Source organism: Sinomonas terricola, from assembly GCF_034931225.1.
Taxonomy (GTDB): Bacteria; Actinomycetota; Actinomycetes; order Actinomycetales; family Micrococcaceae; genus Sinomonas; species Sinomonas terricola.
The window spans coordinates 103,615-117,852 of record NZ_JAYGGQ010000014.1 but is presented as its reverse complement, the minus strand read 5'-3'; the positions used below and the strand labels follow the sequence as shown (position 1 = coordinate 117,852).

Genomic DNA, 14,238 nt, shown 5'->3' with positions numbered 1-14,238 from the left:
GTGAGCACTGCTCTCTCAGTGTGATGGGACAGCCGAGAAGAAGTCAAGAGCAGTGCTCACAAAAGAGAGCGTCGATCTGGACCCGCGGCCCCGATGGATGGCAGAGTGAAGCGCATGCCTGTTTCCCCCCGCGCGAAGGCCCGAGCGCAGACGATGGCGGACATTCTGCGGCTCGGGCGCGAGCACCTCGCGACGGACGGCGCGGCGGCCCTGAGCCTCCGCGCGATCGCGCGCGAGCTCGGCGTCGTCTCCTCCGCCGTCTACCGCTACGTCGCGAGCCGCGACGAACTCCTCACCCTGCTCGTCATCGACGCCTACGAAGATCTGGGCGACGCCGTCGACGCAGCCGTCGACGCCGCTGCGCACTCGGACCCCTCGGACTTCCGCGCGCAGCTCGCGGCCCTCGGGCTCGCCGTGCGCGAATGGGCCCTCCGCGAGCCTGCGCGCTACGGCCTCATCTTCGGAACCCCCGTCCCGGGGTACGCCGCGCCGGCCGAGCGCACAACGCAGCCGGGAACCCGCGTCGTCGTGCGGCTCGTCGGGATCCTCGACGCCGCATGGCGCGCGGGGTTCCGGCCGAACGACGGCGGGCGGCCCGTGAGCGGCAAGCTCGCCGAGGACCTCGCCCGGATCCGCGGCGAGGGAGGCCTCGCCGTCAGCGGCGAGGCCATCGCGACCGGCGTCCTCGTCTGGACCTCGCTCTTCGGAGCCGTGACGTTCGAGGTATTCGGCCAGTACGGGCCAGACACCTTCACGGACCCCGAGCAGCTCTTCCGCCGGAGCCTCGACCTCCTCGCGGACCTCGCCGGCCTCGGCTGACCGACGGCTTGAGGACTCGGCACTATCCCGGCGAGAGCGCGCCCGTCGCGATCGCCGTCGCCGATGCGGCGGTCGAGGCATTCCTCGCGCTCTCCCCCGACGAGATCGCCGATGGCTTTCACGCGGCGCACTGCTCCAACCCCCAGCTCGACGTCGACGACACGTGCGCCGTATCCCTGCGCATCACGAAGATCGCGTGACCGCGCGCCCTATCCCGCGAGCTGCGACCAGATCGCGGCGACCCCCGCGCACACCATGACCACCGCCGTCGCCCATCCGACGATCGCCGAGAGCGGCCGGTTGCGCCGCGGGCCCATGATCCGTCGGCTCCCCGCGATGATGAGGACCGTGATAAGGAACGGCGCGGCCGCGACCGCGTTGAGCATCGCGCTGAAGACGAGGAGCCCGATCGGGTCCGGGAAGACGACGGCGAGCACCGTCCCGGCGACGGTTCCGAGCAGGAGAAGCGAGTAGAAGACGGGGGCCTTGCGCGGACTGCGGTCGAAGCCCCATTCCTTGTGCAGGAGGGCGCTCAGGCCGATACAGGCCGACGATGCGAGCACCGGGACCGCGAGGAGCCCCGTGCCGATGAATCCCAGGGCGAAGACGAGGCCGGCCAAGGGCCCCGCGAGGGGCGAGAGCGCCTGGGCCGCCTCGGCCGCCGAATGGATCTCCTGGCCCTGCCGGCCGATCGTGGCGCCCGTGGCCACGATGACCGCGAACATCACGAGCACGGACAGGGTCATGCCGACGACGACGTCGATGCGCTGCTGCTCGCGCCGCCGCTGGGCCTGATGGGGCGGGATCTCGGGATCCGCAGGGGCATCGTCCCCGCCCTCGGGCGACTCGCGCAGCTCCTCGATGCGCTGCCCGCTCTCCCAGAAGAAGAGATACGGCGAGATGGACGTGCCGAAGACCGCCGCGATGAGCCCCCAATACGCGAGATCGGGGCGCAGCTGGAGGAAGCCGAGCCCCTGGACGACCTGCCCCCAGTCGACGCCCGCGAAGAACATCACGACGACGTACGCGAAGAGCGCGAAGCACAGGCCGGTGAACACGCGCGCGACGAGGCGGTACGAGCCCGTCACGAGGAGCACCGCGAGGCCGATTCCCGCGATCGGGCTCCAGAGCTGGGCGGGGCCCGCACCGAGCAGCTGCATGCCCTGCCCGACGGCCATGAGGTCCGCGGCGACATTGACCGTGTTCGCGAGCATGAGGAGCACGAGCAGGATGCCGACGACGATGCGGCCCGTGCGCTGGAAGCGGCGCCGGACGAGGGCGCCGAGGCTGTCCCCGGTCGCCGTGGCCGTCCGGTCGCACATCTCCTGGATGACGATCATCATCGGCAGGGAGACGAGCGCCGTCCAGAGCGACGAATAGCCGTAGACTGCGCCCGCCTGGGCGTAGGTCGCGATGCCGGAGGGATCGTCGTCGGACGCCCCCGTCACGAGGCCGGGGCCGAGGGCCGTGACGGCTCGCTTCCACCACGGCGCGTCGACGTCGGTCCGCGCCTTCTGGCTCGCCATCACTCGTCGAACTTCGTGCGGATCTCGGACGCGGTCACCCCGGCCACGACGCCCTGCGCGACGTGGCGGAGCTTGTCGTTGCGCGCGTTGGAGGCCCGCTTGAGGATCTCGAATGCATCCTCGGGCGCGCATCGGTTCTGCCCCATGATGACGCCGATCGCAATGTCGATCGCGGTGCGGTTCTCCATCGCCGCGGCACGCTGGTCCGCGAGATCGCACTGGCGCGCGTAGCGCGCGGCGAGGCGGAGCACCCACGCGACGTCGCGCCGGCAATGGCCGACGGCGCCGAGCAGCTTGTGCTCTTGGGGTCCCGCGGAGCAGCCACGCAGCACGAGCGCGGCGGCCGCGCCGTCCTCGAGCCGGATCGGCAGGGCCACGAGGGCCCGTTCGGGTGGGGTGCCCGCAGCGGCGATGAGCGAGATCGCGTCCCCGAGCACCGCCTCGAGGGGGCTCCCGCCGGCCCGCGCGAGCCACGAGGCGATGAGCCGATCGGTCGCGCGATCGCTTGCGGAGACGAGCGTCGGCCGCCTCGGCCGCTCGAGGACGATCCCGCACGCGATCCTGTGCTCGGAAAGGATCCCGCCCGCCCATATGGCCAAACCGTCCATGACCCCCTGGAGGGTCCGCCGCTCGAGGAGGAGCCGGTACAGCCGCGACCCTTCCGCGGCGCTCTCCCCCACGCGAGGAGCCACCGACACATGTTTCGTGAGGCGCGTTGACTCGTGCATGACTACGGAGTACCCGCGGCGCAGCGGGCTAAGCAGGATCCCGGAATTGTTACACGCATCCCTGTATCATTGAAGGGTGAAGACCCTGACCGCTCCCGCCGTGCTGGCCCGCTTCGGGAAGGCCCTCGCGGACCAGACGCGGGCATCGGTCCTCATGCGCCTGAAAGACGGCCCCGCGTACTCGGGAGAGCTCGCCGAGCTCATCGGCGTGAGCCGCCAGGTGCTCTCCAATCATCTCGCGTGCCTGCGCGACTGCGGGCTCGTGGTCGCCGAGCCCGAGGGCCGCCGCGTGCGCTACGAGCTCTCCGACGCCAGACTCGCCCACGCGCTCGAGGACCTTCTGAGTGCGATCCTCACGGTCGAGCCGGTCGGCTCGTGCGACGTCGCGGAGTATGCGCCATGAGCGGCCACAACCATTCCCATGCCGACGCGACGCTGGACCGGAAGCGCCTCATCGCCGCGCTCGGTGTGACGGTGGCGATCCTCGCGGCCGAGGTCGTCGGCGCGGCCCTCTCCGGCTCGCTCGCCCTGCTCGCCGACGCGGGGCACATGTTCACCGACGCCTCGGGCCTCGTCATCGCGCTCATTGCGGCCTCGTTGGCGCTCCGCCCGGCCACGCCCGAGCGGACATGGGGGTACAAGAGGGCGGAAGTCCTCGCAGCCGCGCTCCAAGCCGGGCTCCTGCTCGTCGTCGGCGCGTTCATCCTCGTCGAGGCGGTCCGACGCCTCATCGAGCCGCCCGCCGTGGGCTCGGGTGCGATGCTCTGGTTCGGCGTCATCGGCCTGGCCGGCAACGCCATCGCCCTCCTCGTCCTCGCCGCCGGACGGCACGCGAGCTTCAACCTGAGGGCCGCGTTCCTCGAGGTGCTCAACGACGCCCTGGGCTCCTCCGCGGTGATCATCGCCGCCGTCGTCATCGCCGTGACCGGCTGGACGCGTGCCGACGCGCTCGTCTCGCTGCTCATCGGTGTCCTCATCATTCCGCGGACCCTGCGCCTGCTCAAGGAGACGACGGACGTCCTCCTCGCCGCGACGCCGAAGGGCCTCGATCTGCGCACCGTGCGCGAGCACATGCTCGCCCTGCCCCACGTGCTCGACGTCCACGACCTGCACGCGACGCTCATCGGCACGGGCACCCCCGTCATCACAGGCCACGTGACGCTCAAGGACGAGTGCCTCTCCGACGGGCACTCCCAGGAGATCCTCGCGCAGCTGCAGGAATGCGTGGCCGAACACTTCGACGTGCCGGTCGAGCACTCGACCTTCCAGCTCGAATCAGCTGCCCATCGCGACCAGGAGCACCTCCACCACTGAGGGCACCTGGCCCCGGCCGAGGGGCTGCGGGTCACGCGAACGGCAGCCGCGTGTGGGCGACGACGCGGATCCGCTCGAGCGAGCCGTCCGTCGCATCGGGCACGACCATTCCCGCGTCGACCCCGCTCCGCAGATACGCGACGACGGGCTTGGTGATGTTCTCGCCCGGCACGACCACCGGGATGCCGGGCGGATAGGGCGTGAGCTGCTCGGCCGCGATGCGGCCCACGGCGTCGTCGGCGTCGACGAGCTCGGCGTCCGCGAAGAACGCCTCGCGCGGCGGCATCGCGGGTTCAAGCACGAGCTCGGCAGGGTCGGGGAACTCGATCGGGCGCGGCCGCGGGAGCTCGGGCGCGGCCGCGACAAGGCGGGACAGCGACGCGAGGAGACGCCCCGTCGTCGTGCGATCGTCGGCGAGCGAGAGCGAGGCGAGGAGATGGTCGTGGTCGAAGAGGCCCAAGTCGATGCCCTCGTGCGCGCGGAGCCAATCCCCGGCGTCGTACCCGCTCACCCCGAGCTCGGCGATGTCGGCGAGGATCTGGAGCCGGTCGAGACCGTGCGCGCTGCCGCCCGCGACGAGCTCGTCGTCGAGCACATGCACGCCCGGAAGCGCGTCGATCTCGCGGCGCACCGCGCCCGCGAGGCGGAGTGCCTCGCCGAGCACTCGCTCGCCGTCCTGGACCATGTTCCGGCGCCATCCGTCGATCGCGGCGAGGATGAGCGCATTGGGGCTCGTGGTCCCGAGGAGGTCGGTGCACGCGGCGAACTTGTGGGTGTCCACGAGATCGCCCTGGAGGTGGAAGACCGATCCCTGCTCGAAGCCCGCGCCCATCTTGTGGACGCTCACGACGCACAGGTCCGCCCCGGCGGACATCGCCCATTCGGGCAGATCCCGGTGGAACGGGAAGTGTGCGCCCCACGCCTCGTCGACGATGAGGGGCCGGCCCGCGCGGTGGCACACCGCGGCGATGCCCGCGATATCCGCGCACGTCCCGTACGGGGTCGGGCTCACGATGAGGCACCCGGCGGCCCGCGGATAGCGCGCGAAGCCCTCCGCGACCGCAGTGGCCGACGGCGGGTGGGCGAGGTGCCGCTCGCGATCCCACGTGGGCGGGATCCAGCGCGGCATGAGCCCCGCGAACACGAGCCCCGCGACGACCGACTTGTGCGCGTCCCGCGCGACGAGGATCTGCCCCTTGCCGCCCGCGACCGCGAGCATCGCGGCCTTGACGGACAGTGAGCTCCCGCACGTCGAGAAGAACGCCCGCTCGGCACCGACTGCCTCCGCCATGAGGTCCTCGGCGCGGCGCAGCACCCCGCGCGACGACTTGCGGTCGTCGAGGCCGCCCGTGACGAGAAGGTCGGAGCGGAACGCCGCGGCGCCGATGATGCTGAGCGTCCGGTCGTCGACCCCGCGCCCGCTGCGGTGCCCGGGAGGCGTGAAGCCGTAGCGGTCCGCCTTCCGGTACTCGTCGAGGGCCTCGAGGAGCGGGGCATCGCGCTGATCAGTCATCCTCGGGGCCCATTCCCGCCTCGATGACGATGCCGTCCCCCGGCTGGTCCGGGCCCCGGCGGATCGCCTCGGGCTCGGGCAGAAGAGCCGGCTCCGGCGTGTGGGAGACGACGGCGGGAACGGCGAGGAACATGATCGCGCACAGCGCCGCGAGGGCGCCCGCGACGACCCATGACTGCCAGCGGCCGACGACGACGTCGAAGATGAGCGACGCCGTCCCCACGAGGAGGGCGGCCGCGAGGCCGAGGCCCGTCTTGGCCGCCCACGCCCCGCTCGCGACGAGCCGGTTCTTCACCTGGCGGCGGAAGAGCCAGCGGTGCACGCTGAGCGGCATGAGGACGACCGCGAGCGCTACGGCGGCCGTCAGGACCGTGCCGAGGTACAGCCACCTCTGGTACTCGTCGAGCGACGAGAAGCGGGATTGGAACGGGAGCGTGAGGAGGAAGCCCGCGATGAGCTGGAGGCCGGTCTGGAGGATGCGGAGCTCCTGGAGGATCTCGCCCCAGTTCCGGTCGAGCTTCTCGGCGTACGTCTCGCGGCGGTGGTAGAGCACGTAGCGCGTGCCGCGGCCGCCGCTGACGGACGGGCGGTCAGTGGTTCCGGAGGGCATCGATGAGCTCGGACTTGCGGAGGGACGAATAGCCCTTGATCCCCAGTTCCTTGGCCCGGTGTTTCAGCTCGTCGACGGTCCTCTCCTCGTAGTCCTCCGCGCGTCCCCCGCGGCGGCCGACTGTGCTGCGTCCCTCCTTCGCAGCCGCGTTGGAGATCCTCGCGGCTTTCTCCTTCGACGCACCCTCCTCGCGGAGGTCCTCGTACATCTCGGGGTTCTTGAAGCTCGGCGGGGTCTTCCTGCCAGGCATGTCGTGTCTCCTTGGTCTCGGAATGTGAGCTTTCGGTCAGCGCGCTCGGGCGCCCGCGGCGTTCGGGCCGGCGGCGCCGAGCGGCGGGACGACCGGTTCGGGGCCCCACGGATCGGGCGGGATCGCCGGGTCCGGGTACTCCTTGTCGGGGTCCGGGTCCCGCGGCGGAGTGTCCGGCCCGCGATTCGGGTCGGGCTCGCGCGGCGGAAACCCCGGGATCGGGTCCGGGGACGGCTCGGGCCGCTCTTCGGGCGGGAGGGTCGCCACCCGGGTGTGGGGTCGCGTCATGAGCTCGGACATGGTCCTCCTTCTCACCCACCTCGGCCCTGCTGGGCTGGGTGGGCTGTTCTTCTCTTTCCCGCTGTCGCCGCTCCTACACGGATTCGGCGGCGGAATCGGCGGCGGATTCGGCGAAGGATACTGCGAAGGCCGGCGCGGCGATTTCCGCGTGGCCGCGCGCGCTCGTCGCGAGGGCGGACACGCCGCCCGCCGCGAGGAACGCCGTGGACACCGCGACGGCGGCCTCGGCGGCCGAGCCGAGCGACTCGCCCCGGGCGAGGCCGGCCGCGAGCGCCGAGGCGAACGGGTCCCCCGCGCCGAGGGGATCGGCGATGCGCAGCCCGGCAGACGGGACGGCGACGTGTGCGCGCGCCCGCCCGGGCCGCACACGAGCGCGGCGACGAGCCCCGCGCCGCCGGGACGCTCGACCCGCTGGGCGACGTCGACGATCGGCACCGGGGCGTCGGGGCTGAGCCGCGCCGCGTGGCCCGTCAGATCGATGTCGAGGAGCGTGTCCCCGACCACCGCGAGCTTCACGTCACCTCTCCTCGCGCTCCGCGACGCAGTCCTCGAAGCACTCGCGCAGGGCGTGGAGCCCCACGAGCTGGGCCTCCTCGACGTGGCAATTCCGGCCCTCGAGGGCCACGACTTCGTCGACGGCCGCCGCGAGGGGGTTCGGCGTGGGGCCCGTGAAGGCCCACGTGCGTGCGCCGAGCTCGTGCGCGGTCCGCGCGGCCGCGACGAGGCGCGGGCTGCGGCCGTTCGTGGAGAGCAGCAGGACGACGTCGCCGTGGCGCGCACGCGCCCGGACCTGGGCCTCAGCGCCTGGGGCCCCGTTGCCGGCAACGAGGAGCCGCGACCCCGACGCGAGCCGCCGCGCGAGCTCGCGCGCCCAGCCCGCGATGACGTACGACTGGCGCCGGAGCGAATGGAGGGACTCCTCGGCCTCGCCCACGTTGGCCTCGATCTCCTTCGCGAGCTCCTCGTCCGGGACCATGTGGGCACCGGCGAGGGCGGGCGGGACGGCGGAGCGGGAGGCGCCGAATGCGCCGGCGGGTTCGTGCGATCGGGTCGCCGCCCGCTCGCGGAAAGGGCGCGACGCCTTCATCGCGATCCCTCCTCGACTCGGCGGAGGCGGCTTCGCGACGACGCGACGTCCGCCTCGGGCTGTTCCCAGTGGTCGCGCATCGCGCGGTAGATCCGCTCGGTATCTGCCGCGACGCAATCCCACGTGTACCGCGTGCGCACGCGGTCGGTGCCCGCGGCGCCGAGCCTGAGCCTGAGCTGGGGGCTGCGCGCGAGAAGCCCGATCGCGTCCGCGAGGGCTATCGGGTCTCGCGGCTGGACGTGGATGCCGGTCACGCCGTCGATGACCGTCTCGGTGAGCCCGCCGACGGCCGAGGCGATCACGGGAACGCTGCACGCCATGGCCTCGAGCGGCACGATGCCGAAGGGCTCGTACCACGGCGGGCACACGACGACGTCGACGCTCCGCAGGACCTCGGGCATCTCGCCGCGCGGCACACGGCCCGTGAAGATGACCTGCGGGCCGACGCCGAGTGAATCGGCGAGGTCGCGGAGCCGCCGGGCCTCGGGATCCGCCGCGATGCTCTCCTTGGGCTGCGAGCCGCCGACGACGAGCAGCTCGAGGTCACGCTGCCCCATGGCGGCGAGAAGCGAGAGGGCCGAGACGGCCGTCTCAATCCCCTTGCGCGGCACGAGACGGCCGACGACGGCGAGCCGCACGCGCTGCCCGCGGGGCCGAGAGGGGCCGTCGGGCGTGAAGACGTCGACATCGACGCCGCACGGCGCGATCGAGATGCGCCGCCGGCTCACACCGAATCCGCGGAGCTCGAAAGCCTCGGCAGGGCTCATCGCGACGACACGATCGACGCTGCGCGCGACCCACGGCTCAAGGAACTCGCGCTCCGGCGGGCTCGTATGGTCGGCACCATGGTGCCGCCGCTTGACGACGCCAAGCGCATGGAACGTCTCGGCGACCGCGGGCGGCGGGAGCGCCCGCTTCTGAAGTCGCCCGACGGCCTCGATGCTCGCGATGCCGGACATCCAGAAGTGGCCATGCACCACGTGGGGCGGCTCCTCGCACCAATACTCGACGAGCTGCTCGGCGAAGCGCGGGATGTACGGCAGGAGCTGGCCTTTCGGGATGGGCTGCGGGGGGCCCGCGTCGACGTTGACGAGCCTCACGCCGTTGGGCAGCTCCTGCTCCCAGTGGAGCCGGTCGCTGTCGCGCCGCGTGAAGACGGTCACCGCGTGTCCGCGCCGCACGAGGGCGGCCGAGAGCTCTGCGACATAGACGTTCTGTCCGCCCGCGTCCTGGCCGGCCACGTTCTGGCCGTCGAGCAGCGCGAGCGGACTCGCGTGTTCAGAGACTAGGGAAATCCTCATGGCTGGATGCCTCCTCGGTTCGCAACCTGTCGCCGTCGGGCGCCGCCATCACGCGACCGCCTGGGAGCGGTCGCGGATGAGCCGCAGCGCGGCGTCGAACGCTTCGTCGGGATCACCCAGAGTCGCGACCGGGGCCCCGCGAGGGGTCCACACCGCCGGCGAGACGACGGGAGAGAGCAGCACGACAACGGGCGTCCGGACCGCGGCGGCGACGTGGGCCGGCCCCGCGTTGGCGGCGACGACGACGCGTGCGCCGCTCATGAGGTCCGCGAGCGCGCGCAGGCTCGTCCCGCCGCCGACGTCGATCCCGGCCGTCCCCGCGACGCGGCGCGTGAGGGCGCGTTCGTAGGCCGAGCCCGTGACGACGACGGCGAGGCCCGTTGCGGCGAGCTTCCCGACGAGTTCCGCGGCGTGCCCCGGCGGCCACGCGCGGGCCCGGTCGTCGGCGCCCGGATGAACGACGGCGTAATCGCCCACGGGCCGCAGCGACGTGCGGGCCTGGCGCACGAGCGCCGGCAGGCCGTCGTCGTCCGCGGGAAGCGGGAATCCGGCCGCGGCGGCGATGCCGAGTGCGCGGTTCGCCTCGTGGAGCTCCCCCGGGAGCTCGCGCTGGGTGAGCCGGACGTCGAGCAGGCTTCCCGGGTAGTCCTCGGAGAACGCGGTGATGCGCCGCACCCCGCACAGGCGCAGCTCGAATGCGAGCGGAAGGGCCGACTGGTGGATGGACGTGAGGATGACGGCCTCGTCGACCGCCATGCGGCTCATGACGCGCTCGAGGCGGCGCACCTCCGCGGACGTGAGCGGCGGCGCGGGCTGCGAGATCCACGGGCAGTCCCAGACGATGTGGCCGGACACTCCTGGCAGGAGCGGTGCCAGCTCGGCACCGCCGGGGCCCGTCATGAGGACAACCTCGGCCCGCGCCGCAACCGCCCGGATCGCGGGGCCCGACAGGACGAGGTCGCCCAGGCCGTCGAGCCGCGCTACGAGAACTCGCCTCACGGAGCTCTCCCGAGCCGGCCGAACGGCTCCCCGGCATCAGTCATGAACAAAAGTTGCCCGAGCGGGACTACAATAAACTTCTTCGCGCACTTGTCGCTTGACAACCGCTCAAGCAACGGGCACCTCGCATGTCACGATGGAGACTGCTGTGCAGGCCGATGCCAACCGTTCTTCCGACCGTGTCCACGAGCGCCTCGAGTCCGGGGCGCGCGGGGATGCCGGCCGCTGGCGGCGTGACGGAACGGCGGCGGCCGCACAGTCATGAGTCCGCTCTCGGCCCTCGCCTACTGGACCATCGGCCCGCACGCCGGGGAGCTCCGGCGCGAGCCCCTGCCAGAGCCGGCGCCGGGCGAGGCGCTCGTGCGCGCGCTCTATTCGGGCTACAGCCGAGGGACTGAACGGCTCGTCCACGCGAATCGCGTGCCGGAACGTGTCGCCGGGCTCATGGCGGCACCGCATCAGGCGGGCGCGTTCCCCTGCCCGGTCAAGTATGGGTACCTCTCGGTCGGCGTCGTCGAGGACGGGCCCGCGAGCGTCCTCGGGCGCACGGTCTTCTGCCTGTACCCGCATCAGGACCGCTACGTCGTGCGCGCGGACGAGCTCGCCGTCGTCCCCCGCGAAGTGCCAGCGCGCCGCGCGGTTCTCGCGGGCGCTGTCGAGACCGCCGTCAACGCGCTGTGGGACGCGGCACCCCGCTTCGGCGACCGCGTCGCCGTCGTCGGCTGCGGCCTCGTGGGATCCGCCCTGCTCACGCTCCTGCGGCGGTTCCCCCTCTCCCGGCTCGAGGCCGTGGACAGCGACCCGGCGCGGGCCGCGCTCGCCGGGCAGCTCGGCGTGGACTTCGCGCTTCCCGCCGACGCGCACGACGACTGCGACGTCGTCCTGCACTGCTCCGCGAGCCCCGAGGGCCTCGCCCGGAGCCTCGAGCTCGTGGGCGACGACGGCGAGGTGACCGAGCTCTCGTGGTACGGCGAGCCGCGCGTCGTCGTGCCTCTCGGGGCGGACTTCCACGCGCGGCGGCTCTCGCTCAGAGCCAGCCAGGTGGGCGAGGTCGCGCTCGCGCGGCGCCACCGCCGCACCCCATCGCAGCGCCTCGCCCTGGCCTTGGGCCTCCTCGTCGACCCCGTGTACGATGCGTTCCTCGGCGGTCCCACCGACTTCGCCCAGCTCCCGGCCGTCGCCGAGGAGCTCGCGACGGGCCGGCTCGACGGGCTCTGCCATGTGATCCGCTACCCCGGCGCGGAGGAGGATTCATGTACACCCTGACGGTCCGCGACCACTTCATGATCGCCCACAGCCTGAACCGGCCCGAATTCGGCCCGGCCCAATCCCTGCACGGGGCGACCTACGTCGTCGAACTCACCGTGCGGGCCCGCGAGCTGGACGCGAACGCGACCGTCATGGACCTCGGGGCCCTCGCCCAGCTCCTCTCGGACGTCCTCGCGGAGCTCCGCTACCGCAACCTCGACGAGCACCCCACGTTCGAGGGCCGGCTCACGACCACCGAGGCCCTCGCCCGGCACGTCGCCGAGGAGGCTGCGGTGCGCCTCGGCGACGGAGCCGGGGGCCGGCTCACTGGACTCGGCGTCGTGCTCCGCGAAAACCCCGACGCGTGGGCCGGGTACAGCCTCGAGCTTCCCTAGGGCGGTTGACGCCTGCCGTGCGCCTCGACCTCGTGGTTCCGGCGCCGCTCGCGTGGCGCTCGGGCGGGTCCGCGTACAACGAGCGGCTCGCCGACGCCCTCGCCGCCGCGGGCGTCGACGTCCGCACGCATCCGGCCGCGGGCGCGTGGCCCGTCGGGAGCTCCGCCGACCGCGCTCGCCTCCGCAGGGTCTTCCGCGAGATCGCGGACGACGGCGGGGCTCGCCTCCTCGTCGACGGCCTCGTCGGTCTGGGGTGCCCGGGCGAGATCGCGGAGGCCCAGCGCTGGGGGCTCGCCGTCTGGCTCCTCGTGCACATGCCGATCGGCGAGATGCCGGACGCAGCGGGGCCGGGCTCGGCCATCGAAGCCGCGGCCCTCGCGGCAGCGTCGGGGGCCATCACGCCGAGCCACACGACGGCCGCTGAGCTCGCCCGCCGCCATGGCGTCGAGGCCGCCGTCGCCCGTCCCGGCGTCGACCGGTCGCCGCTCTCACACGGATCGGACCCGCCGCGCATCCTGTGTGTGGCCGCGCTCCTGCACGGCAAGCGCCAGCTTGAGCTGTTCGAGGCGCTCGGCCGCCTCGCCGACCTCCCCTGGACCGCCGAGCTCGTCGGCTCCGACCGTCCCGACCCGGACTATGCGCGTGCCGTGCGCGACGCAGCGGCGGCCCCACCGCTCCGTGGGCGCGTCCGCGTCGCGGGCGAACTGCTCGGCGACGCACTCGAGGCCGCGTGGGGCGCCGCGGACCTGAGCGTCCTCGCGAGCGCGAGCGAGACGTTCGGCCTCGTCGTCGCGGAGTCCCTCGCGCGCGGTGTGCCTGCGATCGTGCCCGCCGGCACGGGGGCAGAGGAAGCGCTCGGGCTTTCCCGACGCGGCGCAGCGGGGTTGGCCGACACAGGGTCAGCCAGGGCCGAGTTGGCCGGGGCTGTGTGTCGTTTCGACGATACGAGCGGCAGAGACGCCCAGAGTGCGCCCGACGCCGTCGCCGTGCTGCGTTCGTGGCTCACCGATCCGGCTCTCCGGTCGCAATGGCGCGCGGCCGCGTGCGCCGCCAGACCGCGCCTCCCCGGATGGGGCGCGACGGCGCGGGCCGTGCTCACCGCGCTCGGGGATACGTGAGGCGCGGCGAGCTCACCAAGTTCTCGGCCATCCTCCCCAACGTTTCCGCCATCCTCCCCAACGTTTCCGCCATCCTCCCCAACGTTTCCGCCCTCAGCAGCGATCCTTGCCCCGGAATTCCGCGGCTCACGTCTGCCCGAGAGCGCTCAATGATGGGGAGGATGGCGTTGAAACCGGGGAAGTCGGCGGACCACAAGGCCGGCCAGCGCCGCGACGTCCGGCCCGACCTCACGTCGCGGGCCTCACGCCGCGAGGCGCCGCCGCAAGCGCGAAAGAACCCGCCGCAGGAGCCGCGACACCTGCATCTGGCTCACGCCGAGCTCACACGCGATCTCCTGCTGCGTCATCTCCTCGTCGAAACGCAGATGCAGAAGCTCTCGATCCTGGTCGGTCGCGTCGATGAGCGCGTCGACGAGCGACCGATGCAGGTCTACCCGCTCGAATCCCGGCTCCTCGCACGCCATGACGACCGTGAGGCGGCGCTCGCCCGAGTCCTCGGGCGTGTCGCCGTGTTCGATCGGGTCGGCGGCCATCGCCGCGTTCGCGAGCTGGGCCTCGGCGACATCGGCCAAGGGGAGGTCGAGCTGGACACTGAGCTCGCGCGTCGACGGCTCGTGCCCGAGGCTCTGGGTGAGGCCGGGGCGCAGGCGATTGACCTTGAGCCGCAGCTCCTGAACCGAACGCGGCGGCCGGACGACCCACGACTGGTCCCGCAGGTAGCGCTTGATCTCCCCCGTGATCGTCGGGACCGCGTAGGGAACGAAGCCGTGGCCCTGCCCTCTGCGATATCGATGCGCGGCCTTGAGGAGACCGAGACGTGCGACCTGCCGCAGGTCCTCGGGGTCGTGGCCCGGGCACCGGAATCGCCGGGCGAGGGCGTCGGCCACGCCAAGATACTCGACGGCGAGATCGCCGGCCGCCTGTGCCGCGGAGGGCACGGCCGAGGGCACCACCGAGGGCACCGCCGGCGCGGCGGGTGCCACCGTGGGCAGCGGCCAGGTGTTAACGGATGTCATCGCGCTCCCTTTCT

General features: G+C 72.6%; 19 protein-coding genes. 8 read left to right on the top strand and 11 right to left on the bottom strand.

Annotation, left to right across the window (positions count from 1 at the left end):
• The first annotated feature begins 114 nt into the window (after window positions 1-114).
• Window positions 115-819, top strand: a complete 705-nt coding sequence (locus tag SPF06_RS17115) for a TetR/AcrR family transcriptional regulator (protein WP_323280341.1) — start codon at window positions 115-117, stop codon at window positions 817-819.
• Between the two features lie 8 nt (window positions 820-827).
• Window positions 828-1,019 carry a hypothetical protein gene (locus SPF06_RS17110; RefSeq protein WP_323280340.1) on the top strand — a complete coding sequence of 64 codons (192 nt, stop codon included), beginning with the start codon at window positions 828-830 and terminating at the stop codon, window positions 1,017-1,019.
• Window positions 1,020-1,028: 9 nt separating this feature from the next.
• Here the strand turns inward: SPF06_RS17110 and SPF06_RS17105 are convergent, their stop codons facing one another.
• Together SPF06_RS17105 and SPF06_RS17100 are read right to left on the bottom strand one after the other, a co-directional pair.
• A complete protein-coding gene (locus tag SPF06_RS17105) occupies window positions 1,029-2,345 on the bottom strand; it encodes an Nramp family divalent metal transporter (protein WP_323280339.1) in 1,317 nt (438 codons plus the stop codon).
• Window positions 2,345-3,037: an ANTAR domain-containing protein gene (locus SPF06_RS17100; RefSeq protein ID WP_323280338.1), complete on the bottom strand. Its 693-nt coding sequence runs from the start codon at window positions 3,035-3,037 to the stop codon at window positions 2,345-2,347. The genes SPF06_RS17105 and SPF06_RS17100 overlap by 1 nt, the downstream gene beginning before the upstream one ends.
• Window positions 3,038-3,149: 112 nt before the next feature.
• Here SPF06_RS17100 and SPF06_RS17095 point away from each other — a divergent pair, with 112 nt between their 5' ends.
• Together SPF06_RS17095 and SPF06_RS17090 are read left to right on the top strand one after the other, a co-directional pair.
• Window positions 3,150-3,476, top strand: coding sequence for an ArsR/SmtB family transcription factor (locus SPF06_RS17095; RefSeq protein ID WP_323280337.1), 327 nt, complete (start codon window positions 3,150-3,152; stop codon window positions 3,474-3,476).
• Window positions 3,473-4,387 carry a cation diffusion facilitator family transporter gene (locus SPF06_RS17090; protein ID WP_323280336.1) on the top strand — a complete coding sequence of 305 codons (915 nt, stop codon included), beginning with the start codon at window positions 3,473-3,475 and terminating at the stop codon, window positions 4,385-4,387. The genes SPF06_RS17095 and SPF06_RS17090 overlap by 4 nt, the downstream gene beginning before the upstream one ends.
• 31 nt (window positions 4,388-4,418) lie before the next feature.
• Here SPF06_RS17090 and SPF06_RS17085 read toward each other — a convergent pair whose 3' ends face one another.
• The 8 genes from SPF06_RS17085 to SPF06_RS17045 all read right to left on the bottom strand — a co-directional run bounded on the left by SPF06_RS17085 (window position 4,419) and on the right by SPF06_RS17045 (window position 10,447).
• Window positions 4,419-5,900, bottom strand: coding sequence for an aminotransferase class I/II-fold pyridoxal phosphate-dependent enzyme (locus tag SPF06_RS17085; RefSeq protein ID WP_323280335.1), 1,482 nt, complete (start codon window positions 5,898-5,900; stop codon window positions 4,419-4,421).
• Window positions 5,893-6,510: a DUF6328 family protein gene (locus SPF06_RS17080; RefSeq protein ID WP_323280334.1), complete on the bottom strand. Its 618-nt coding sequence runs from the start codon at window positions 6,508-6,510 to the stop codon at window positions 5,893-5,895. The genes SPF06_RS17085 and SPF06_RS17080 overlap by 8 nt, the downstream gene beginning before the upstream one ends.
• Window positions 6,491-6,760 carry a Rho termination factor N-terminal domain-containing protein gene (locus SPF06_RS17075; protein WP_323280333.1) on the bottom strand — a complete coding sequence of 90 codons (270 nt, stop codon included), beginning with the start codon at window positions 6,758-6,760 and terminating at the stop codon, window positions 6,491-6,493. The genes SPF06_RS17080 and SPF06_RS17075 overlap by 20 nt, the downstream gene beginning before the upstream one ends.
• Before the next feature lie 36 nt (window positions 6,761-6,796).
• Window positions 6,797-7,060 carry a hypothetical protein gene (locus tag SPF06_RS17070; RefSeq protein ID WP_323280383.1) on the bottom strand — a complete coding sequence of 88 codons (264 nt, stop codon included), beginning with the start codon at window positions 7,058-7,060 and terminating at the stop codon, window positions 6,797-6,799.
• A 73-nt stretch (window positions 7,061-7,133) separates the two neighbouring features.
• Window positions 7,134-7,427 carry a hypothetical protein gene (locus SPF06_RS17065; protein ID WP_323280382.1) on the bottom strand — a complete coding sequence of 98 codons (294 nt, stop codon included), beginning with the start codon at window positions 7,425-7,427 and terminating at the stop codon, window positions 7,134-7,136.
• Between the two features lie 150 nt (window positions 7,428-7,577).
• Window positions 7,578-8,147 (bottom strand): SIS domain-containing protein, encoded by a 570-nt coding sequence (locus SPF06_RS17055; protein WP_323280332.1) that lies wholly within the window; start codon window positions 8,145-8,147, stop codon window positions 7,578-7,580.
• The gene (locus SPF06_RS17050) at window positions 8,144-9,448 is read right to left on the bottom strand and encodes a glycosyltransferase (RefSeq protein ID WP_323280331.1); all 1,305 of its coding nucleotides are present in this window, start codon (window positions 9,446-9,448) and stop codon (window positions 8,144-8,146) included. Before SPF06_RS17050 ends, SPF06_RS17055 begins: the two co-directional genes overlap by 4 nt.
• A 48-nt stretch (window positions 9,449-9,496) precedes the next feature.
• Window positions 9,497-10,447, bottom strand: a complete 951-nt coding sequence (locus SPF06_RS17045; RefSeq protein ID WP_323280330.1) for a glycosyltransferase family 9 protein — start codon at window positions 10,445-10,447, stop codon at window positions 9,497-9,499.
• A 136-nt stretch (window positions 10,448-10,583) separates the two neighbouring features.
• On the opposite strand from SPF06_RS17045, the gene SPF06_RS17040 reads away from it, so the two are divergent.
• From SPF06_RS17040 to SPF06_RS17025, 4 genes are read left to right on the top strand one after another with little or no spacing between them, the layout of a single operon-like run.
• A complete protein-coding gene (locus SPF06_RS17040) occupies window positions 10,584-10,712 on the top strand; it encodes a hypothetical protein (RefSeq protein WP_323280329.1) in 129 nt (42 codons plus the stop codon).
• Window positions 10,709-11,713 (top strand): zinc-dependent alcohol dehydrogenase, encoded by a 1,005-nt coding sequence (locus SPF06_RS17035; protein ID WP_323280328.1) that lies wholly within the window; start codon window positions 10,709-10,711, stop codon window positions 11,711-11,713. Before SPF06_RS17040 ends, SPF06_RS17035 begins: the two co-directional genes overlap by 4 nt.
• Window positions 11,701-12,090 (top strand): 6-pyruvoyl trahydropterin synthase family protein, encoded by a 390-nt coding sequence (locus SPF06_RS17030; RefSeq protein WP_323280327.1) that lies wholly within the window; start codon window positions 11,701-11,703, stop codon window positions 12,088-12,090. Before SPF06_RS17035 ends, SPF06_RS17030 begins: the two co-directional genes overlap by 13 nt.
• 5 nt (window positions 12,091-12,095) lie before the next feature.
• Complete coding sequence (locus SPF06_RS17025) at window positions 12,096-13,208, top strand: glycosyltransferase family 4 protein (RefSeq protein ID WP_323280326.1); 1,113 nt, start codon at window positions 12,096-12,098, stop codon at window positions 13,206-13,208.
• 242 nt (window positions 13,209-13,450) lie between these two features.
• Here the strand turns inward: SPF06_RS17025 and SPF06_RS17020 are convergent, their stop codons facing one another.
• Window positions 13,451-14,224 (bottom strand): sigma-70 family RNA polymerase sigma factor, encoded by a 774-nt coding sequence (locus tag SPF06_RS17020; RefSeq protein ID WP_323280325.1) that lies wholly within the window; start codon window positions 14,222-14,224, stop codon window positions 13,451-13,453.
• Window positions 14,225-14,238: the final 14 nt, after the last annotated feature.